The organism is Neptuniibacter sp. 1_MG-2023 (assembly GCF_030547185.1).
GTDB lineage: Bacteria > Pseudomonadota > Gammaproteobacteria > Pseudomonadales > Balneatricaceae > Neptuniibacter.
In genome coordinates this window covers 154,306-174,193 of sequence record NZ_JAUOQR010000001.1, presented here as the reverse complement: position 1 = coordinate 174,193, position 19,888 = coordinate 154,306, and the positions used below count along the sequence as shown (strand labels likewise).

The window sequence follows — 19,888 nt, the reverse complement described above, 5'->3', positions numbered from 1 at the left end:
ATATGAATTGGGCTGACTGGACTATCTTAACGATTATAGGGATTTCAAGCTTATTTAGTTTGAAACGAGGCTTTGTCCGTGAGGCGTTATCACTGATTACTTGGGTTTCTGCATTTGTAGTGGCCCGATTGTTTAGTCAATCACTGTCTTTTTTACTCGAACCTTATATTCAGACACCATCAGTACGTTTGGCCGCAGCCTTCGCTATTCTTTTTATAGCGGCATTAATTGTCGGGGCTTTGGTCAATAAGTTGATAGGGGTTCTCGTCGAGGCGACAGGCCTTTCGGCAACAGACCGGATTTTAGGTATAGGTTTTGGTGCAGCAAGAGGCGGTTTAATTATCGTAGCAATTGTTGCATTGATTGGAATGACCCCAGCGATCAATGATCAATGGTTTAAGGAATCGCAGTTGATTCCACATTTCTTATTAATGGAAGCATGGACGAAAGATGTAGCGGGCGATGTTGGCCGCATGATCTGGAATGCGGGACGCTAAATTTCTTTAGTTTGCACTTTGAGGTGAGTTTTAATGTGCGGGATTGTTGGCATTGTAGCCAAATCTAATGTGAACCAGACTATTTTTGATGCCCTAACTGTATTGCAGCACCGGGGTCAAGACGCAGCAGGCATGGTAACTTGTGAGGGAAACCGTTTCTTTTTGCGTAAAGACAATGGCTTGGTGAACGAAGTATTTCGTACCCGCCATATGAAGCGTCTGGCAGGGAATGTGGGTATAGGCCATGTTCGGTATCCAACCGCAGGAAGTTCTAGTTCTGCAGAAGCACAACCGTTTTATGTTAATTCACCTTATGGGATAGCACTTGCCCACAATGGTAATTTAACTAATGCGGAAGATGTTGCAGAACAGATGTTCCGTGCTGACCTTCGTCACATCAATACCACGTCAGATTCTGAAGTACTGCTAAATGTTTTAGCTCACGAGCTTCAACTTCAAGGTAAGTTGAAACCACAAGCGGATGATATGTTTGCTGCGGTTCAGCGTGTGCATGAACGTTGTAAAGGTGGTTACGCTGCGGTTGCGTTGATCACCGGCTATGGCATGTTAGCTTTTCGAGATCCTCATGGTATCCGCCCTCTGATTTACGGTAAGCGTGAAACTAAGGGGGGGACTGAATATATGGTCGCTTCAGAGAGTGTAGCGCTAGATATTTCAGGTTTTGAGCGTGTTCGCGATATCGCACCGGGTGAAGCGATCTATATTGATATGGATGGCAATGTATTCACCCAGCAATGTGCGGAAAATACCAAACTGGCGCCATGTTTGTTTGAATATGTGTATCTAGCACGTCCTGATTCAATAATGGATGAAGTGAATGTACATGTCTCTCGTATGCGTATGGGCAAAAATTTAGCCGATAAAATCATTCGTGAAAGACCTGATCATGATATTGATGTCATTATTCCTATACCGGATACCAGTCGTACATCAGCGATGGAGATGGCTAAAGAGTTAGGTGTAACTTTCCGTGAAGGTTTTATCAAAAACCGATACATTGGCCGCACTTTTATTATGCCTGGCCAAGTTCAGCGTAAAAAATCAGTACGTCGAAAGCTGAACCCAATTGGTATGGAATTTAAAGACAAAGTTGTAATGTTAGTGGATGACTCTATTGTTCGCGGCACAACGTCTAGTCAGATTGTTCAAATGGCTCGTGATGTTGGGGCTAAGAAAGTTTATTTTGCATCAGCTGCGCCTCCAGTTAAGTATCCAAATGTTTACGGTATTGATATGCCAGCGGCTGAAGAGCTTATTGCGCATGGTCGAACAGATGAAGAGATTGGTAAAAAGATTGGTTGTGATTGGATGATCTATCAAGAACTAGATGATCTGAAAAAATCAGTTTCTGATGGTAATCCAAAAATTACTACATTTGATACCTGTGTTTTTGACGGCCAATATGTTGCCGGTGATATTGATGCTGATTATTTGAAACGCTTAAAAGCTGCCCGTAAAGACTCTGCTAAAGGCAAGAACAAGCAGGCGACTAGTAATGAGTCTTCAAACCTATGCAGTAAAATAGATTAAGAGGCGCTATTAATGTCTATTTCTGATTATGAACGCGCAGAGCGTATTCAATTTGATCCTGAAGGATATGATTTGGGTACCTTGGCTGTGCGCGCAGGTCAGCATCGTTCCCTCGAAGGGGAGCATAGTGATCCTATCTATCCTACCTCTAGTTTTGTATTTTCAAGCGCACGTGAGGCCGCTGCACGTTTTGGTGGAGAAGAGGAGGGGAATATCTATTCCCGATTCACTAATCCAACAGTGCAGTTTTTTGAAGAGCGAATAGCAGCCTTAGAAGGTGGAGAGCGTGCAGTTGCTACTTCATCGGGTATGGCGGCTATTTTAAGCACTTGCCTCGCGCTAATGAAAGTGGGGGATCATGTTGTATGCTCCCGTAGCGTGTTTGGGTCAACGGTATCTCTTTTTGAGAAATACCTATCTCGGACAGGCATAACCACTACATTTGTTGATCCAACGGATCTTCAATGTTGGGAAGATGCAATTACAGAGAATACCAAAATTCTATTTTTGGAAACGCCCTCAAACCCACTGGCTGAACTAACCGATATTTCAGCCGTGGCAAAGATTGCTCACCAGCATGATGTTTTGCTGGTTGTGGATAACTGCTTCTGTACACCGGTTCTTCAGCAACCGCTAAAACAGGGGGCTGACATCATTATTCATTCAGCGACTAAGTACCTTGATGGACAAGGGCGTTGTGTGGGTGGTGTAGTTGTTGGTGCACAAAAAGAGATGGAAGAGGTGTTTGGCTTTATCCGTACTGGCGGTGCTTGTATGAGCCCCTTCAATGCTTGGGTCTTTCTAAAAGGCTTAGAAACATTGAAAATTCGTATGGATGCCCATTGCCGTAATGCTCTTGAGATCGCTAACTGGCTCGAAGAGCAGACGGGTGTTGAACGTGTATTTTACTCTGGATTAGAGAGCCACCCTCAGCATGAGCTAGCCAAAAAACAGCAATCAGGTTTCGGTGGCGTGCTTTCATTTGAAGTTAAAGGTGGTCAAGAGGCTGCTTGGCGCTTTATTGATGCGACCACTATGGTTTCGATCACTGGGAACTTAGGTGATGTGAAAACTACGATTACTCATCCCTCTACCACAACCCATGGACGTATGAGTGAAGAGGATCGTGTTGCCGCAGGTATTCATCAAAACCTTATACGTTTGTCGGTGGGTATTGAAGACATCGATGACATAAAAGCGGATATGCAACGGGGTTTAGCTGCGCTCTAGCCGGTTGTAATATCGATCATAAGAGCCCGCTACGAGCGGGTTTTTCGTTATATGAAAGTATTTTTTCTTTAAATTGACAGTGAATGGATTACTCAATAATTCGTTTAAGTGGATTGGGCGCCTATTTTTTAGCCTAATCTAATAAATTCTACAGTTTAAAACATCTTATCTTGTTTACTTTGAAGTACCTTTGTTAATAGCAGCTATAATGTAGTGGTTTCCAGTGATCTTACCTGTAATTGTATTTTGAAAATTATTCTTGCGCCGATGGAAGGCGTTGTTGATTACACAATGAGAGATCTGCTGACTCAGATAGGTGGCATTGATCAATGTGTTACTGAATTTGTCCGCGTAAGTGATCGCGTGTTGCCGGCAAAGGTTTTTAGGCGTTTGTGTCCTGAGCTGCTTAATGGCGGTAAAACAAGCGCTGGGACGCCTGTGGCTTTGCAGTTGCTTGGCAGTGATCCTTCGGTCTTAGCGGGTAATGCACGTAAAGCGGCTAAGCTTGGGGCGCCTAGTATAGATCTTAATTTTGGCTGCCCAGCTAAAACAGTTAATAAAAGTAAAGGCGGGGCTGTTTTACTTGATACCCCTGAACTTATTTATGACATTGTTAAAGCTGTTCGAATAGCGGTCCCTAGTGATACCCCTGTGACGGCTAAAATGCGTTTGGGGAACAAAGATAAATCCTTAGCAATGGAAAATGCACAGGCGATTGAAGAGGCTAAAGCGGATGGCTTAACTGTGCATGCACGGACTAAGCTTGAGGGTTATCGTCCACCTGCTCACTGGGAATGGATAAGACGTATTAAGGAGGAGATTAGCATACCAGTAACCGCTAATGGTGAAGTCTGGAATTGGCAGGATTATCAGCAATGTAGAAGTATTAGTGGCTGTGATGATGTGATGATTGGACGAGGGTTGATCGCTAAACCAGACTTAGGAAAAGTCATAAAGCATCATCAAGCGGATGAAAATGTTAAAGCATTAGATTGGCAAGAAATACTCCTGATTGTGGATAGATATCTAGATCGGGTTGAGCAGGATATTGCGGCTAAATATGTGCATGGTCGTTTGAAACAATGGCTATATCACTTGCAGAGAGAATATGCTGAAGCAGCAGTTTTGTTTGAAAAAATTAAAAAAATTAAGGAACCTTCTTTGCTAAGGCTTGCCTTATATGGTTTATTTGAATAACCGCTCAAAAAATTGTGGAGATGTAAAAAATGGGATCTTGGATTAGACCAGCAGTAAAGCTGATGGGTAGCATGAAATACCCAGCAAAGTTCACTATTGTTAGTGTCCTTTTTCTGATTCCGTTGATATTAACGGTTGTTTTGTATTGGCAGGAGTTGAGTCGCAGTATTAACTTAACTCAATCAGAATTACGTGGCATCGAGATTATTCAGCTGACCGAACCTTTAGTTGTGAATATAGGTCAACATCGTGGGCTGACCAATGCACTTTTAAATGGTAATGCAGCAGTAGAAAGTAAAGTTTTAGATCGTCGCGCTAAAGTTGATGCGGCGCTGTCTAATCTAAAAGCCGGATCAACAGGTATAAGTCCGAAGACGCAAGAAGTTCTTGCTGACTTAGATAAACATTGGCAGAACCTGATCGCTAATATTAACAGTCAATCTCCTGCTGAGATCTTTGAATTGCATAACGAATTCTCTGCCAAAGTACGAGATTTCAATCATATTTTGTTGCGTGAGTTTTCTTTAGAGTTAGACCCTAGCGCTAGTAATACTTATTTAATTGATAATGTTGCGGTTTTTTTACCGTTAATTATCGATGAAACAGGCCAGTTGCGTGGCAAAGCGGCGGGTGTTGCAGCAAGAGGGTCTTTCACACCAGATACATTTATTTATCTAAATAATGTTATTGGTCATTTGGATGAGGTATATCCTGCTTTGCGCATTGGATTAGATATGCCTGGATTATCATCTATGGCTGAGGATATTAAAGCAGCAGAAGAAGGTATTCGGAATTATATTAGCTATGTTCATTTGAATGTTATAGAACCCGATAATTTAACGGTTGATTCGAATAAAGTATTTTCAGAAGGGACGGCAGCTATAGAGAAAATTGTGGGTCTGTATAAAGGGATGCTGCCTGCTTTATATGAGAAAGAACAAGCGTATTTAGAAACGCAGATTTTTAGTCGTAATTTAATCTTAGCAGTCATTATTGTTACTGTATTTTTAGCATTTTATCTTTTTCTTGGCTTTTATCGTTCAACTATTCAAACCATGGATGAGTTTAAAAGTGTCTCTGAAAAGCTGGCGAATGGGGATTTATCCGCGCGTTTGTATTATCAGGGTAAGGATGAAATGGGAGCTATATCAGCCGGTATGAATAAAGTTGCTGATGGCTTTGAAGCATTGGTAGAAGAGGCGCAAAGGGCTACAAAGCTGGTTGCTGGTAACTCAAAACGTTTGGTAAGCGAAGCGTCTCAAACCCGTGATGGGGTTGCCCGACAAAAAGAGGAAACCTCTCAAATTGCGGATGGCGTAGGAGATTTATCAGCGAGTGCTGCGGAGATCGCAAAAAACACAAATATGGCGTCCACGACTGCCCAAGGTGTAGAAGCGGTAGCAGCAGAAGGCTTAGCAGTAGTACAAAAAACAACGCAGTCATTCACACAGCTGTCTAATGAGGTAAGTAGTACGAGTGAAGTGATTAGTGAGCTAGACCAAGATGTGCAGAATATTCATGCGGTTTCTAGTGTTATTAGCGCTATAGCAGATCAAACTAACTTGTTGGCATTAAACGCAGCTATAGAGGCTGCACGTGCCGGAGATCAAGGTCGCGGTTTTGCTGTAGTGGCGGATGAAGTACGAACCTTAGCCCAGCGGACGCAAGAGTCCACAGGTGAAATTCGGGAAACTTTAAGCAAACTTCAAGATTGTACTACACGCGCAGTGACTATGATGGAGCGTACGAGCCATTCAGTAAACGAGAATGTTTCCGAAATGACGCGTACAAGCGACGTATTACATGAAATAAATCACGCATTAACTGACATGAACTTAATGAATGCAGGTATCGCCTCCGCTGCTGAAGAGCAGAGTGGTTTAGTTAACCATCTGCATAATAGTCTGGCCGCGATTGCAGAGGTGGCTGATAGTTCTGAAGGTGCCGCTAGAAATACATCTAGCTTAGCGGAAGAGATGTCATCATCTGCCTCGCATCTTGAACGTGCTCTATCGCGTTTTTCGCGGCGTTAAACGCTAATTGATATCAGATTAGCCCGTTGTGTATCCGCAGCGGGCTTTTTTATTTCTGTGAGATTAATATTTTCTATGTTCGCGCTATATCTAGGGTCAAAATATTTCCTGTTTTTTGACTCTAAATCCTATTGGAAGAAATGCCTAAAATTGGCATTTAATCATTAAGTTCAACGTTAAAGCGATCAATATCGTTTGTGATTTCTACATCAACTTTAGGTGACGGGATCTTATAATCGTATACTCGTTCCCAGCTCTCATTACCTGGTGCTCGCTCCCAAACAGTACCTGCATTGAAAGTGACTAAATCATTCAGTGATGGATCTAAACTGCACATTTTAACAACAGGAATAGGTACTAAGTTTGATAGCTCATCTTCAAGAAACTCTTCGGTCTCATAGCCTGTAAACATACGCCATCCAGTATCATTAAGATGCTCAGGTACAGTTTTATACATAAAACGTATAGGCAGTGTTTCATCAAAGCACAGTTTTGAAACAAGCGCTAAAAAGCCGTTTTTGGTTTGATTTGTTTCTGAGTCGGTTGAGATAGGGGTGTCTACTTCAGGCGATTTCATAGCGTCTCTTTACTTAAAAATAATCAGCAAAATATTAATTGAGCCTATTCTAAACTTTCAGGCTGAATCAGGCTAGCAGCGGAAAGGCTAAGAAACGTCTAAGCTAGCTTTTTGGCAATATCTAAGCGCTTCATCTGCTGTATAAGCTAAATAAATCTATCTTAACTTTAGGGGAAGCATGATAGAATGGAGCGCTTGTTATGAATCATCTATATCTTCAGGAAAAATGAATGGCCAAGGGTAAGAAATACGACTATCAGGTAGTAGCAGAAGGTGAAACCTGGTCTGTAAAAGTTTTGCGACAGGCAAGTGCCCGTAGAATAGTGGTATCAAAACGTCAAGATGGTTTTGCGACTGAAGATGAGGCTAAGGCTTGGGGCGAAGCTGAGCTAAAGCAGTTTATGGAACAGCAGATTGAGCGTAATAAACGCAAAGCTGAGCGCCGTGTTGAGCGTGATGAAGCTGAAGCAGCAGCGCAATCTCGCTATGAAGAAGCACAGGCCCGTTATGAAGCTTCACGTGTGGAAGACGAGTAAAGCTTTCTAGAGTTTAGTTTCTGCGATTTAGTTTTCTACGATACAACTACATAAAAAAGCCGAGATGAATATTCATCTCGGCTTTTTTTATAAGTGATAATTATATAGAGGAGACTTAATAAGTATCGCTATTATTGAAACAGTTGTTTTAATAGGTCTGTAGTCCGTGCTGCAGGATTCTCACGAATCTTTTTCTCTTCTACTGCCAACATTGTGAATAAACCGTTTAAGGCTTCTTCGGTAACATAGTTATCTAAGTCTACATTTACCTTATCCCCAACGAATGGAATCTCTTTCGCTTCACTAGCTAAGTCGTTGTAGTAACGTGTTGCGCCGACTTGACCAAGGGATTCCTCAACAGTTGGCTGAAAAAGCTCTCTTAGCTTACCGCTAGTTTTCTCTTTAAAGTACTGAGTAGCAGCATCATCTGAGCCTGAGTAGATCTTTTTAGCATCATCAAAACTCATCTCTTTTACAGCGCTAACAATAAGTTCAGTTGCTTGTGGTGCTGCTTTTTCAGCGGCACGGTTCATACTCTCTTCGAATTCAGTTACTTGGCTTTCTAGACCGTATTTTTTAAGTAGTGAAGCAACTTTATTAATGCCGTCAGGTAAAGGTATACGGATATCTTGATTATCCAGATAACCACCCGGCTGGCTGATCTCTTCTATAGCGCGTCGGCTACCGACCTCAAGTGCTTCTTTTAAGCCGTTAATTACGGTTTCAGTACTTAGGTCTGTGGCTTGGCCCGATGTGCTACTTGTTGTGTTACTACCCGTTGCCGTATCTAGAACTTTCTGTTGTACCTCTTCATCTTGAACTGCTTCTTTGAGCATATCAGCCCAACCAGCATAAGCAGTTGCGGATGTAATTGAAGCGGCCAGTATTGAAGTGATGAGATATGATTTTTTCATTATGCTTTTCCCTATGTCGCAATTGCACTAAGCATATCAGACAAGTACGAACGAAGCCTTAATAGGATTTAAAATTAGAAATAAGTGTTAATACAGAGCATAGCTATATATTTAGCTGATAGTAGCGCTACCCGGTTCAATTGAATAGGGAGATTTAATGTGTAGAATACTCAGTATCACCCAGTGGAAGCTGGTGACTTTATCTATTTATCAATGAAGTGAGGACGACCTCACCTCTCGATGCGTCTGGGGACGGCACCTTTAATTATGGGGGCTATATGCATTGGTTCTTTTTGGTTCTAGCTGGGTTGCTTGAGATTGGTTGGGCAATTGGGCTGAAGTATTCTGAAGGTTTTAGCAAATTATGGCCATCGCTGGGAACCGTGTTGGCATTGTTCGCGAGTTTATTGTTACTTAGCTTTGCAATGAAGGCCTTACCCGTTGGAACTGCATATGGTGTATGGGTAGGTATTGGTGCGCTAGGTACAGCAATACTTGGTATTATCCTGTTTGATGAGTCCGTCAATATGCTTAAGTTAGTGAGCTTAGGCCTTATTTGCTTAGGTATTCTTGGTTTGAAGGTAGCGCATTCTTAGCACTGAGTTGGGCTCGTTGTTTTAAGGAATTATATGCACACGTCAAAAAAACCAATTGGGTTTTGGTCTGCTGTATCTATGGGTATAGGTGCAATGGTTGGAGCCGGTATTTTTGCCTTACTGGGTGAAGCAAGCGCTATTTCAGGTAGTGCTGTTTATCTCTCTTTTATTATGGGGGGAGTCATCGCGTTATTTAGTGGTTACTCCTTAGGTAAGTTAGGCGCGCGCTATCCCTCGTCTGGGGGGATAATAGAATACTTATCCCAGTCCTACGGGAGTGGTTTTTTTACCGGCACAATGGGGGTTATGCTCTATTTTTCGGCCATTGTTTCCTTAAGTCTCGTTGCTAAAGCCTTTGGGAACTATGCAGTGACGTTTCTGCCTACAAATGAGGCAGAGCAGCTATGGCGGGGATTCTTCACGGTTGGGATTATCGTTCTTTTTGTCTTAATTAATCTTAAAGGCGCTAAAGATGTAGCGGTATGGGAAAGGATTACGGTTGGAGTCAAGTTTATTGTATTGGCTGCGCTATCTATTACCGGCATTATTTATTTAGATCCGAGTTTGCTATCGCCTGATAACTATCCCCCGAATAAAGATATATTTTTTAGTCTTGCTATCACCTTCTTTGCGTTTGAAGGCTTTCGCGTAATTACCAATACGGCTGAAGATATGCCCGATCCCTCTAAAACGCTTCCAAAGGCTATGATGACAGCTATCTTATTAGTCATGCTGTTGTATGTTGCGATTGCGTTTGCTGTTTTTGGCAACTTGCCGACAGATCAAATTATTGCGGCAAAAGATTTTGCCTTGGCGGAGGCCGCCTTACCTATATTTGGTGAGATAGGGTTTACGATAGTGGCGATAACGGCGTTAATTGCTACGGCATCATCAATCAATGCTAATTTATATGCGGTGACTAATGTGACCTATCAATTAGCGAAAGATGGTGAACTTCCGGCTGAATTTGGTAAGCCTATAGGGCATAGCCGAGAAGGGTTAGTGATTAGTGGTATTTTAATTATTATTTTGTCTCTGCTGTTTGATCTATCTGAAATCGCGGCTATAGGCTCAATCTCAATTTTATTTGTTCATACAGTGACCCATCTAGGCCATCTAAAGATTCGTGCTGAAACCGGCGCATCACTCAGTTTAGTAGTTATTGCTACGCTGTTGAGTTTAATCGCGATGATTCTTGCGTTTGTCTATGTCAGCCAAAACTCAGGACATATTGCGTATATTCTTATTGGCTTTGTTTTAGTGGCGGGTCTAACAGAGATTACATTGCAAAAAATAGCTAAAAGAGAAATAAAGCCAAGGATTGTCTAATAGGGCTTTAGGTGTGTTTTATTGTATTAAACCCCATTGATCTGATCACCTTTAGGTCAGCGGTGATTATTTAGATCAATGCCCAGTGGGGTAAACGATGAGAATAGTTTATTGTTGTCAGATATAAAAAAGCCGAACCTTAAAGGGTTCGGCTTTTTTTAGCTGTAATGGTTTAACCCTCTTCTGGTTCGTACCCCAGATTAGGAGCTAACCAGCGTTCAGCTTCTTTCATCTCCATACCTTTACGTTTTGCATAGCTTTCCACTTGGTCTTCGCCGATTTTTGCTACACCGAAATACTGGGAGTCTGGGTGGCTGTAGTAAAAACCGCTGACCGCCGCTGTAGGCAACATGGCGTAAGAGTCAGTAATGGTCATACCTGTGTTTTTCTCAACCTCTAATAGCTCCCATAGTAAGCCTTTTTCAGTATGTTCTGGGCAGGCAGGGTAGCCAGGTGCAGGACGGATCCCTTTATATTTTTCAGCAATTAGGTCGTCATTGCTAAGATTTTCATCCGCAGCGTAGCCCCAAAGTTCTTTACGTACTTTATCATGCATCATCTCGGCTAATGCTTCAGCAAAACGGTCTGCCAGTGCTTTAACCATAATGGAGTTGTAATCGTCATGGTCTGCTTCATATATAGCCACCAGCTCATCACAGCCATGGCCAGCGGTAACTGCAAAGGCACCTAAATAGTCGGCTTTGCCACTTTCTTTTGGCGCGACAAAGTCGGATAGGCACATATGGGGTTTACCGGCGATTTTTTCTGTTTGTTGACGCAGGTTATGAACAGTCATAAGTACTTCAGAACGGCTGTCATCAGTATAGAGTTCAATATCATCATCACCAATTGTATTTGCCGGAAACAAGCCAACGACAGCTTTGGCCGTTAGCAGTTTCTCATCGATGAGTTTCTTCAGCATAACTTTGGCATCGGCAAAAAGCTTTGTAGCTTCTTCGCCAATGATTTCGTCATTTAGAATGCGAGGATAGCGGCCCGCTAGTTCCCACGAGTGGAAGAAGGGTGTCCAATCGAGATAAGGTTCGATCTCCGTTAAAGATATATCATCAAAAACAGTAATGCCTGGTTTGATTGGTACCGGTGGGGTGTAACTCTCCCAATCAATCTGAAACTTGTTGGCGCGTGCTGCGTTAAGAGGTACGCGGCGTTTGTCTGTCATACGGGCGGCATGACGTTGGCGTACTGCTTCATAGTCCTCTTGAATCTCTTTTACGTAGGCGGCTTTCTTCTCGTTTAATAGATTAGAGACAACATTCACTGCGCGTGAAGCATTGGTGACATGCACCACTTGGTCACGTTTATACCCGCGATCAATTTTTACCGCCGTATGGGCTTTAGAGGTTGTAGCACCGCCAATAAGAAGGGGAATGTTGAATTCTTGGCGTTCCATCTCTTTGGCAACATGCACCATCTCATCAAGGGAGGGGGTGATCAGTCCAGAAAGACCGATAATGTCGGCATTTTCTTCACGTGCTGTACGCAGAATTGTTTCTGAGGAAACCATTACGCCTAAGTCGATAATCTCATAGTTATTACATTGTAGAACGACGCCGACAATGTTTTTGCCTATATCGTGCACATCACCTTTAACCGTTGCGAGTACAACCTTGCCATTTGTTTTACTGGAGCCGGTTTTTTCCTCTTCGATAAACGGCATCAAATAAGCAACGGCTTTCTTCATTACGCGCGCTGATTTGACAACTTGCGGAAGAAACATTTTACCTGCACCGAATAGGTCACCCACGATACTCATACCATCCATGAGGGGACCTTCAATAACATGTAAGGGACGGTCATGATTTAGGCGGGCTTCTTCTGTATCTTCTTCGATAAATTCAGTGATGCCTTTAACTAATGCATGGGCTAAGCGTTCATTGACGGGTAGATTGCGCCACTCTTGGGTTTTTTCTTCAACCTCTACGCCATCGCCACGATATTTTTCTGCGATATCGAGCAAACGCTCGGTGGAATCATCCCGTTTGTTTTGAATAACATCTTCAACCGCAAGGCGAAGTTCTTCAGGTAGATCATCGTAGATCGCCAGCTGACCGGCGTTAACGATCCCCATATCCATCCCTTGTTGAATGGCGTGATAGAGAAATACACAGTGGATCGCTTCACGTACAGGGTTATTGCCACGGAAAGAGAAAGAGACATTGGAAACGCCGCCCGATACTTTTGCATGGGGCAGGTTCTTTTTAATCCAGCCGGTCGCTTGAATAAAATCGACAGCGTAGTTGTTATGTTCATCTATACCGGTCGCAACCGCAAAAATATTTGGGTCGAAGATTATATCTTCTGGCGGGAAGCCGACTTCATCGACTAATACGCGGTATGAGCGTTCACAGATATTTATTTTACGTTCAAAAGTATCGGCTTGACCATCTTCGTCGAACGCCATGACTACAACGGCAGCACCGTAGCGACGTAGCTTTCGTGCTTGGTGGACGAAGTTATCATGGCCCTCTTTTAAGCTAATGGAGTTTACAATTCCTTTACCTTGTATGCATTTTAGGCCCGCTTCGATTACCTCCCATTTTGAGGAGTCGATCATAATCGGCACGCAAGATATATCTGGTTCAGAAGCTATCAGTTTAAGGAAACGATCCATGGCAGCAAGGGAATCAAGCATCCCTTCATCCATGTTGATATCGATAATTTGAGCACCGTTTTCAACTTGTTGGCGAGCAACATCTAAAGCTGTTTCATAGTCTTGCTCTTTAATTAGTCGTTTAAACATCGCTGAACCGGTTACATTGGTACGTTCACCAACGTTTACAAACAAGGTGTCAGCGCCAATGTTCATAGGCTCAAGACCAGATAGACGACACTCTATAGGTAGTTCAGGAATTACTCTTGGCGCCTCAACTTCGACCGCTTCTCTAATGGCTTTAATGTGTGCTGGCGTAGTGCCGCAACAGCCACCAATAATATTTAGAAAGCCTGAGCGAGCCCATTCGCCAATCTCTTCAGCCATCTGTTCCGGTGTTTCATCATAAGCACCGAAAGCATTAGGTAGGCCTGCATTAGGGTGAGCAGAGACAAAGGTGTCAGATATGCGGGAAAGTTCTTCCACGTATTGGCGAAGCTCTTTCGGTCCCAATGCGCAATTGAGGCCTATAGAAATAGGTTTTGCATGGCGAACAGAGTTCCAGAACGCTTCGGTTGTTTGACCCGATAGTGTGCGCCCTGATGCATCGGTAATGGTACCCGAAATCATTACGGGGAGGCGTATATCATGTTCTTCGAAATAGGTTTCTACTGCATAGATACAAGCTTTAGCATTGAGGGTATCAAAGATAGTCTCAATCAGAATAATATCTGATCCGCCTTCGATGAGGCCTGCTAGGGATTCGGTATAAGCATCAACTAGCTCATCAAAGCTGACATTACGGAAAGCCGGATCATTTACATCTGGGGAAATTGAACAAGTACGGTTAGTTGGGCCGAGTACACCGGCTACATAACGAGGACGATTAGGTGTTTCTTTAAGTATTTCGTCACAGGCTAGACGCGCTAAACGAGCAGCTTCAACATTTATTTCACGGCTGATCGATTCCATCTCATAATCAGCCATTGCGATCTGAGTGGCATTGAATGTATTCGTCTCAATGATATCAGCCCCCGCAAGTAGGTACTCACGGTGAATCGCTTTAATAATATCTGGCTGGGTCAGCACTAAAAGATCGTTATTCCCTTTGACATCTACCTGCCAGTCAGCAAAGCGCTCGCCACGATAATCCTTCTCTTCCAATTTATAATCTTGGATCATCGTGCCCATACCACCATCTAAAATCATGATGCGGTTTTTTAGGCTTGTGGAAAGTGTTTCATAAAGCGTTTTATCTGTCACAGCAACGTACCTGAATCAGCGACTAAAAAATTATAAGACGCGATTATAAATCAATTAGTTAAGAAAGGGGGTGAGGAAAGTTAATGTCTTTATGAGTAGCGTTCAATTTGCCCCTGTTTTTCGGTGTACTGTTAGCAATTAGTCACTGTTGATCTAAAGAATAGGGACTTACCCCTTAAAATTTTTGTAGATGGTGGTAGAATGCGCGCACTTTGCGGTTTATAAGCATAATTTAATGCTCTGGTTAGTTAATTTTTTGAGTGTTTTCCAGTATTATATGCGCCGCAACATAAATGGCTGTAAGGTCATTGCTAAAAATACACCCGTAGTTGAGATATAATGATCTGCTTACGTGGCGTTTACGTGTTACTTAATCACTTAGTGAATAAGTAGCGAAAGGGGGAAACCGAGGTCACTCGGTAAAGATGAGCAAACGCAGGATTTAGTCTATGCTGCAGACATTCTTAAAGTGCAAGCTACACCGTGTAACGGTCACTCACGCTGAGCTTCACTATGAAGGTTCATGTGCGATCGATGGTGTATTGCTTGATCAGTCAGGCATTCGTGAATATGAATTAATTCATATCTACAATGTGAATAATGGCGAACGCTTCACTACGTATGCAATTCGTGCTGAAGATAATAGCGGAATTATTTCCGTTAATGGCGCAGCTGCGCACAGAGCGAGTAAAGGTGATTTGCTAATCATCGCTTCATACGTTCAATTGGACGAAAAAGAAGCTGATGCTCATCAACCAACGCTTTGTTACTTTGAAAATGCCAAAGCGGATGGCGGTGTTGGTGCATCTGATGAAGAACTTCATCAGCGTAATGTACTGACAGGAGTTAAACAGGCAATACCTGTTCAACCTAAAGATATTTGATTTCTAAAGCCACCCTCTAGGGTGGCTTTTTTTTGCAGCCTCTGTTGGTAACAACAGGGGCGCTTTTGTTTATGTGTTCAGAAATTTATTTTGACTATTTTGCTGACATAGCATTCTTGCAAGGCTGCTCGATAGCAGGTAAATTGGCGCGCATAGATAATTGTTTATTAAATCATTTTGTTGCCTACATCAATTAATTTAAGGAGTCGCGTGTGGAACTCGCTTGTCTTGACCTTGAAGGGGTCCTAATCCCTGAAATCTGGATCGCTTTTGCTGAAGAAACAGGTATTGAAGAGTTAAAAGCAACCACCCGTGACATCCCTGATTACGATGAATTGATGCAGCAGCGCCTTAGAATTCTCGATGAGAATGGCCTAACATTGCCGCAGATTCAGGATACTATTAGTCGCTTATCTCCTCTAGAAGGCGCGGCGGAGTTTGTTGATTGGCTACGTGAGCGTTTCCAGTTGATTATCTTGTCTGACACTTTTTATGAGTTTGCTCAGCCATTGATGCGCCAACTGGGTTTCCCAACATTATTGTGTCATAAGCTAGAAGTGAATGAAGAGGGACGTATTACTGATTATACGTTGCGTCAGAAAGATCCAAAGCGTCAATCAGTACGTGCTTTGCAATTACTTAATTATCGAGTAATCGCCGCAGGTGATTCATATAATGATACAACCATGCTTACGCAAGCTGAGTCCGGTATTTTATTTCATGCGCCCGATAACGTAATTGCTGAGTTCCCTCAGTTTCCGGCCGTACACACTTACGAAGATCTGAAAAAAGAGTTTCTAAAGGCGAGTAATCGTAATCTAACTCTTTAATTTATTGTTATTTTTTACTAAACCCTAGCTTAAGGTTGTCTTATATCAATCTTAGCTGGGGTTTTTGCTTTATACTAAGCTGCAGTTTTTGACTGCATGCTTCTCAGTTTGCTATCACTATCTTTATAAATATCAATTGATTAGGTTTTTTACTTCATGCTTAACGCATTGATTTTGACCGCTTGTGCTGATTTGACCGACCAATTGTCCGGATGTTTTTGTAGCGGATATGATCTGAGCTATGGCCGGTGTAGCAGTGAGCCACTTCCCGTTAGTTGTAATTTGGCTATTATTGGTAGTGATCAGTTTGATAGCTCCGGTACGGAGGGTGTAGAGAAAACGCTTGTAGAAAAAACGATCGCTGAATGTGAGCGTTTAGGTATCCCAGTGTTCTTAGCTTGGACTGATTTAAAAGATGACTTTCGGGCATTAGCTTTAAAATTAGGTTGTACTGATTACCTAGCGCCACCCTTTATTGAGTCTGTTGTTAATTCCAAATGTAAAACCTATTCAGGCCTTGCAAATCTGAGACGAAACTTATTAGTTGAACCTAGAAGTACAGTTGAGGGCGCGTTAAACCTTACTGATAATCAAGTTAATTTAAATGATCTTAATACAGTGCAAGACGCGGCTATCTTATGTTTAGCGACTATTGCACGGGTTAGAGATCATTCAACGGGTAATCATATTCTCCGTACTCAACACTATGTTAAGGCATTGGCAGAGCATCTACGCCGTAGTCCAGAGTATCGGGATGAACTCGATGATGAAACGATTGAGCTTTTTTATAAAACATCGGCGTTACACGATATAGGTAAAGTGGGTATACCTGATCGAATCCTAAAAAATCCAGGAGAGCTATCGACCGAAGAGTATGAGGTTATGAAAACCCATGCCCGGCTTGGGTATGAGGCTATGCACGCCGCTCAGCAATTGATTGAGCATCAATCCAGCAGTCGAACCATTCGATTTTTAGCTATTGCTCAGCAAGTGACATTGAGCCACCATGAGCGTTGGGATGGTCAAGGTTATCCTGAAGGCTTAAAAGGTAAAGAGATCCCTTTGGTTGCTCGCTTGATGGCGGTAGCTGATGTCTATGATGCGATGATTTCCCGTCGACCTTATAAAAGTGCAATGGATCATAGTTATGTGCGAGAGGCGATAGCTAAAGGCAGTGGTAGCCATTTTGACCCAACCGTTGTTAATGCCTTTTTAGATCTTGAAGGTATGTTTGAGCGTATTTCTCAGGCATTAGAAGATGCTTTCCCATCCTCTTCTGAGATGACTCTGCACTCACTTTCTGATCTTATGGACGGGGATAGGGAAGATAAAAGTTTCTAAATTAGAGCATCGTATCTTCTAAGCAGTGTAGTAAGTTATTGACCTTATCAAAGGTCTCTTCATATTCCATCTCTTTAACAGAGTCGGCAACAATGCCGCCGCCCGCCCAGCAGTAAATATGATTTTCTTCACACAGCAAGGTTCGAATCGTAATACTGGTATCCATCCTTCCGCATAAGCTGATATAGCCAATTGAACCGCAGTAAACTGCTCGGCGGTGAGGTTCTAGCTCTTCGATAACTTCCATCGCACGAATTTTTGGCGCACCCGTGATAGAACCACCTGGGAAGCAGTGGGCTAATAATGAGATCGGCGTGTGCTCTTCGCTTAATGTACCGGTGACTGTGCTTACTTTATGGTGAACGTTAGCATAGCTTTCAATTGTAAATAATTTAGGGGCTTTTACACTGTTATGCGTGCAGACCTTACTGAGGTCGTTGCGTAAAAGGTCGACAATCATTAAGTTTTCTGCCCGATCTTTAACTGAATCTCTCAGCGCTTGTTTTAAGCGTTGATCCTCTTCTGGGTTATTCGATCGAGGCCGTGTACCTTTAATCGGCTTTGTCGTGACCTGCTGCATTTTGGATTCAAGAAACTGCTCTGGCGAGAGTGATAAAATAGGTGAACTCTCTGAATCAATAAAGGCCGAGTAGGGCGTAGGCGCGACCTCTCTTAATGCTTTGTAGGCCAACCAAGGGTCGCCTGTAAATTGGCTGTCGAACCGTTGAGCGAAATTAACTTGGTAGCAATCTCCCGCATGGATCAGTTCATTTACTTTTTCTAGCTTTTGTTTGTATTCAGGGGCGGTGAGATTGGCCGTAAAAGGGCGCTTTAGCCTAAACTTATGTGTTTCGGGTGCTGATACTACCTCAGCTCTCTTTGTTGTTAATAAGGTGTTTAGTTGCTGAAGAACTTCTGCTTCTACACGGCTATCTGCCACGAGTTGCGTGGTCTGCTCTTTGTGATCAGTAACAATCGCCCATAAGTACATGCCAACACGCATATCTGGCAGAGAGGAGAATTGCTCAGCAATCGAGGGTATTTTCTCTAGAGAGCGCCCGAGATCATAAGAAAAATGACCGATAATCCCGCCTTGAAAGGGTAGGTTTTCAATCTCTTTTTGATCTGTTTTGTATTTGCTATAGAGCTGTTCTAGTTGTTCAAAGGCATTTTTATTATCGGCATTTAATTCTAGTGTCTCCACGGGCGCTGCCGCGATAATGTCATAACGTCCCCAAGGACATTTTGGCCGGCCGCTGTCGAGAAAGACGGCATGGCCAAGGTGGCGAATTGTTTCAAAGTAAGGTTGGCTGTCGGCCAAATAGGGAAGTGCGCTTTGAGTAATCAAGGGATCGGCTTAAATAGCAAGTTACAAAAGTAGGGGTAGATTGTAAGTAACCCGATTGTCAGTGTCTATTTAAAGTCGGATTAATTGATTGCGACCAAAGATTGTCGACAAAATGCTTAATCTAAAGGCGGATTAGTCTAAAATAGTTTCAATAAAGCTGTAGGCGTAAAGCGTACAATTTTCTAAGTTAAAGAAGAGACAGTCGTTAATGAAGCATCCTTTTACGGTAGAACAACGTGAATTTCATCTTCCAGATCAGCACATTGTTTATCGACTTTATCGTAATCCAAATATTGAGACTAAGCGCCGCTTAGTACTACTTCATGGCGCAGGCGTCGCTGGTGTTGATACGTGGGAATTTATTATTGCTTTCTTAACTCAATGGTCAGAAGTATTAGTGCCAGATCAGCGAGGAATGGGCGATACCCACTATCCTGATGGTAAAGAGCACCCCTATACCGCTCAAGCTTTAGTCGGTGACCTAAATGCATTGGTTGATCATTTAGGCTGGTGGACCTTTGATTTGGGTGGTTACTCGATGGGCGGTTTAGTGGCACTTCTATTTAAACAGCAACACACAGATCGAGTGGGTAAGCAGTATTTACTGGAATCAGCTGTATTGGATCGCCCTTGTTGGGAAACAACTATAGATTTAAGAGAACAGTTTTCGCAAGCCGCGCTACACTTGCGTGGTGCATCAGATATAAAGAAAGGGATTGTAAACTTTCTTGATGCTATCTCGCCGAATAGAAAAATCTCACCAGAAGTTGAGGCACTGACTGTTCAGCGCTTAGGGATGAGGCCTGAAGGCTTTGCAAATGCGCTTGATTGCGTCACAACGGCTATCCGTCATATTGATAGAGATGAGTTGGTGGCATCTCAAGGGGATGTAAGTAGTGTAATTGGAGGAAATAGTGTTGAGTTAATGCATCAGTACCAACGGGAGTTGGCTGAACGCTTACCTAATTGGCACTATTTTTTGATGACAGGTACAGACCATTCCTTGCCATTTCAAAAGCCACGCCAAATTGCACGAATAATGAATGATGAATTGCTGCGCTATATAGGAAAATAGAAATATCTAAGTAAGAGGGCAAAACCCTTAAACTTTTGTATTGTGTTGACAATAATTGGGCATTTTCGAGTTGACT

General features: G+C 42.7%; 16 protein-coding genes. 12 read left to right on the top strand and 4 right to left on the bottom strand.

Going from position 1 to position 19,888, the window contains the following annotated elements; all coding sequences use genetic code 11:
* The first annotated feature begins 2 nt into the window (after positions 1-2).
* From Q4492_RS00785 to Q4492_RS00765, 5 genes are all read left to right on the top strand, one after another.
* The gene (locus Q4492_RS00785) at positions 3-497 is read left to right on the top strand and encodes a CvpA family protein (protein WP_067864027.1); all 495 of its coding nucleotides are present in this window, start codon (positions 3-5) and stop codon (positions 495-497) included.
* Between the two features lie 33 nt (positions 498-530).
* Complete coding sequence (purF, locus tag Q4492_RS00780) at positions 531-2,048, top strand: amidophosphoribosyltransferase (RefSeq protein ID WP_303415295.1); 1,518 nt, start codon at positions 531-533, stop codon at positions 2,046-2,048.
* Between the two features lie 12 nt (positions 2,049-2,060).
* Entirely contained in the window at positions 2,061-3,278 is a 1,218-nt protein-coding gene (locus Q4492_RS00775) for an O-succinylhomoserine sulfhydrylase (protein WP_303415293.1), read from the top strand.
* Positions 3,279-3,524: 246 nt separating this feature from the next.
* On the top strand, positions 3,525-4,475 hold the full coding sequence (locus Q4492_RS00770; protein ID WP_303415292.1) for a tRNA-dihydrouridine synthase: 951 nt from the start codon (positions 3,525-3,527) through the stop codon (positions 4,473-4,475).
* A gap of 29 nt (positions 4,476-4,504) precedes the next feature.
* Positions 4,505-6,508 carry a methyl-accepting chemotaxis protein gene (locus tag Q4492_RS00765; protein WP_303415290.1) on the top strand — a complete coding sequence of 668 codons (2,004 nt, stop codon included), beginning with the start codon at positions 4,505-4,507 and terminating at the stop codon, positions 6,506-6,508.
* A 157-nt stretch (positions 6,509-6,665) separates the two neighbouring features.
* Here Q4492_RS00765 and Q4492_RS00760 read toward each other — a convergent pair whose 3' ends face one another.
* On the bottom strand, positions 6,666-7,085 hold the full coding sequence (locus Q4492_RS00760) for a DUF2185 domain-containing protein (RefSeq protein WP_303415288.1): 420 nt from the start codon (positions 7,083-7,085) through the stop codon (positions 6,666-6,668).
* A 230-nt stretch (positions 7,086-7,315) separates the two neighbouring features.
* Between Q4492_RS00760 and Q4492_RS00755 the strand changes: the two genes are divergently transcribed.
* On the top strand, positions 7,316-7,621 hold the full coding sequence (locus tag Q4492_RS00755; RefSeq protein ID WP_303415286.1) for a DUF3622 domain-containing protein: 306 nt from the start codon (positions 7,316-7,318) through the stop codon (positions 7,619-7,621).
* Positions 7,622-7,752: 131 nt separating this feature from the next.
* Here Q4492_RS00755 and Q4492_RS00750 read toward each other — a convergent pair whose 3' ends face one another.
* Entirely contained in the window at positions 7,753-8,535 is a 783-nt protein-coding gene (locus Q4492_RS00750; RefSeq protein WP_303415285.1) for a DUF4197 domain-containing protein, read from the bottom strand.
* Positions 8,536-8,813: 278 nt separating this feature from the next.
* Between Q4492_RS00750 and sugE the strand changes: the two genes are divergently transcribed.
* Positions 8,814-9,131 (top strand): quaternary ammonium compound efflux SMR transporter SugE, encoded by a 318-nt coding sequence (gene sugE / locus Q4492_RS00745; RefSeq protein WP_303415283.1) that lies wholly within the window; start codon positions 8,814-8,816, stop codon positions 9,129-9,131.
* 33 nt (positions 9,132-9,164) lie between these two features.
* The gene (locus Q4492_RS00740; RefSeq protein WP_303415281.1) at positions 9,165-10,460 is read left to right on the top strand and encodes an APC family permease; all 1,296 of its coding nucleotides are present in this window, start codon (positions 9,165-9,167) and stop codon (positions 10,458-10,460) included.
* A 172-nt stretch (positions 10,461-10,632) separates the two neighbouring features.
* Here Q4492_RS00740 and metH read toward each other — a convergent pair whose 3' ends face one another.
* On the bottom strand, positions 10,633-14,334 hold the full coding sequence (gene metH / locus Q4492_RS00735) for a methionine synthase (RefSeq protein WP_303415280.1): 3,702 nt from the start codon (positions 14,332-14,334) through the stop codon (positions 10,633-10,635).
* A gap of 449 nt (positions 14,335-14,783) precedes the next feature.
* Between metH and panD the strand changes: the two genes are divergently transcribed.
* The 3 genes from panD (at position 14,784) to Q4492_RS00720 (ending at position 17,389) form a co-directional block, all read left to right on the top strand.
* Complete coding sequence (gene panD / locus Q4492_RS00730) at positions 14,784-15,218, top strand: aspartate 1-decarboxylase (RefSeq protein WP_067864057.1); 435 nt, start codon at positions 14,784-14,786, stop codon at positions 15,216-15,218.
* 212 nt (positions 15,219-15,430) lie between these two features.
* On the top strand, positions 15,431-16,048 hold the full coding sequence (thrH, locus tag Q4492_RS00725) for a bifunctional phosphoserine phosphatase/homoserine phosphotransferase ThrH (protein ID WP_067864060.1): 618 nt from the start codon (positions 15,431-15,433) through the stop codon (positions 16,046-16,048).
* A 156-nt stretch (positions 16,049-16,204) separates the two neighbouring features.
* The gene (locus Q4492_RS00720; RefSeq protein ID WP_303415275.1) at positions 16,205-17,389 is read left to right on the top strand and encodes an HD-GYP domain-containing protein; all 1,185 of its coding nucleotides are present in this window, start codon (positions 16,205-16,207) and stop codon (positions 17,387-17,389) included.
* 1 nt (position 17,390) lies between these two features.
* Here Q4492_RS00720 and pabB read toward each other — a convergent pair whose 3' ends face one another.
* Positions 17,391-18,737: an aminodeoxychorismate synthase component I gene (gene pabB / locus Q4492_RS00715; RefSeq protein ID WP_303415274.1), complete on the bottom strand. Its 1,347-nt coding sequence runs from the start codon at positions 18,735-18,737 to the stop codon at positions 17,391-17,393.
* 208 nt (positions 18,738-18,945) lie between these two features.
* On the opposite strand from pabB, the gene Q4492_RS00710 reads away from it, so the two are divergent.
* On the top strand, positions 18,946-19,812 hold the full coding sequence (locus Q4492_RS00710) for an alpha/beta fold hydrolase (protein WP_303415273.1): 867 nt from the start codon (positions 18,946-18,948) through the stop codon (positions 19,810-19,812).
* Positions 19,813-19,888: the final 76 nt, after the last annotated feature.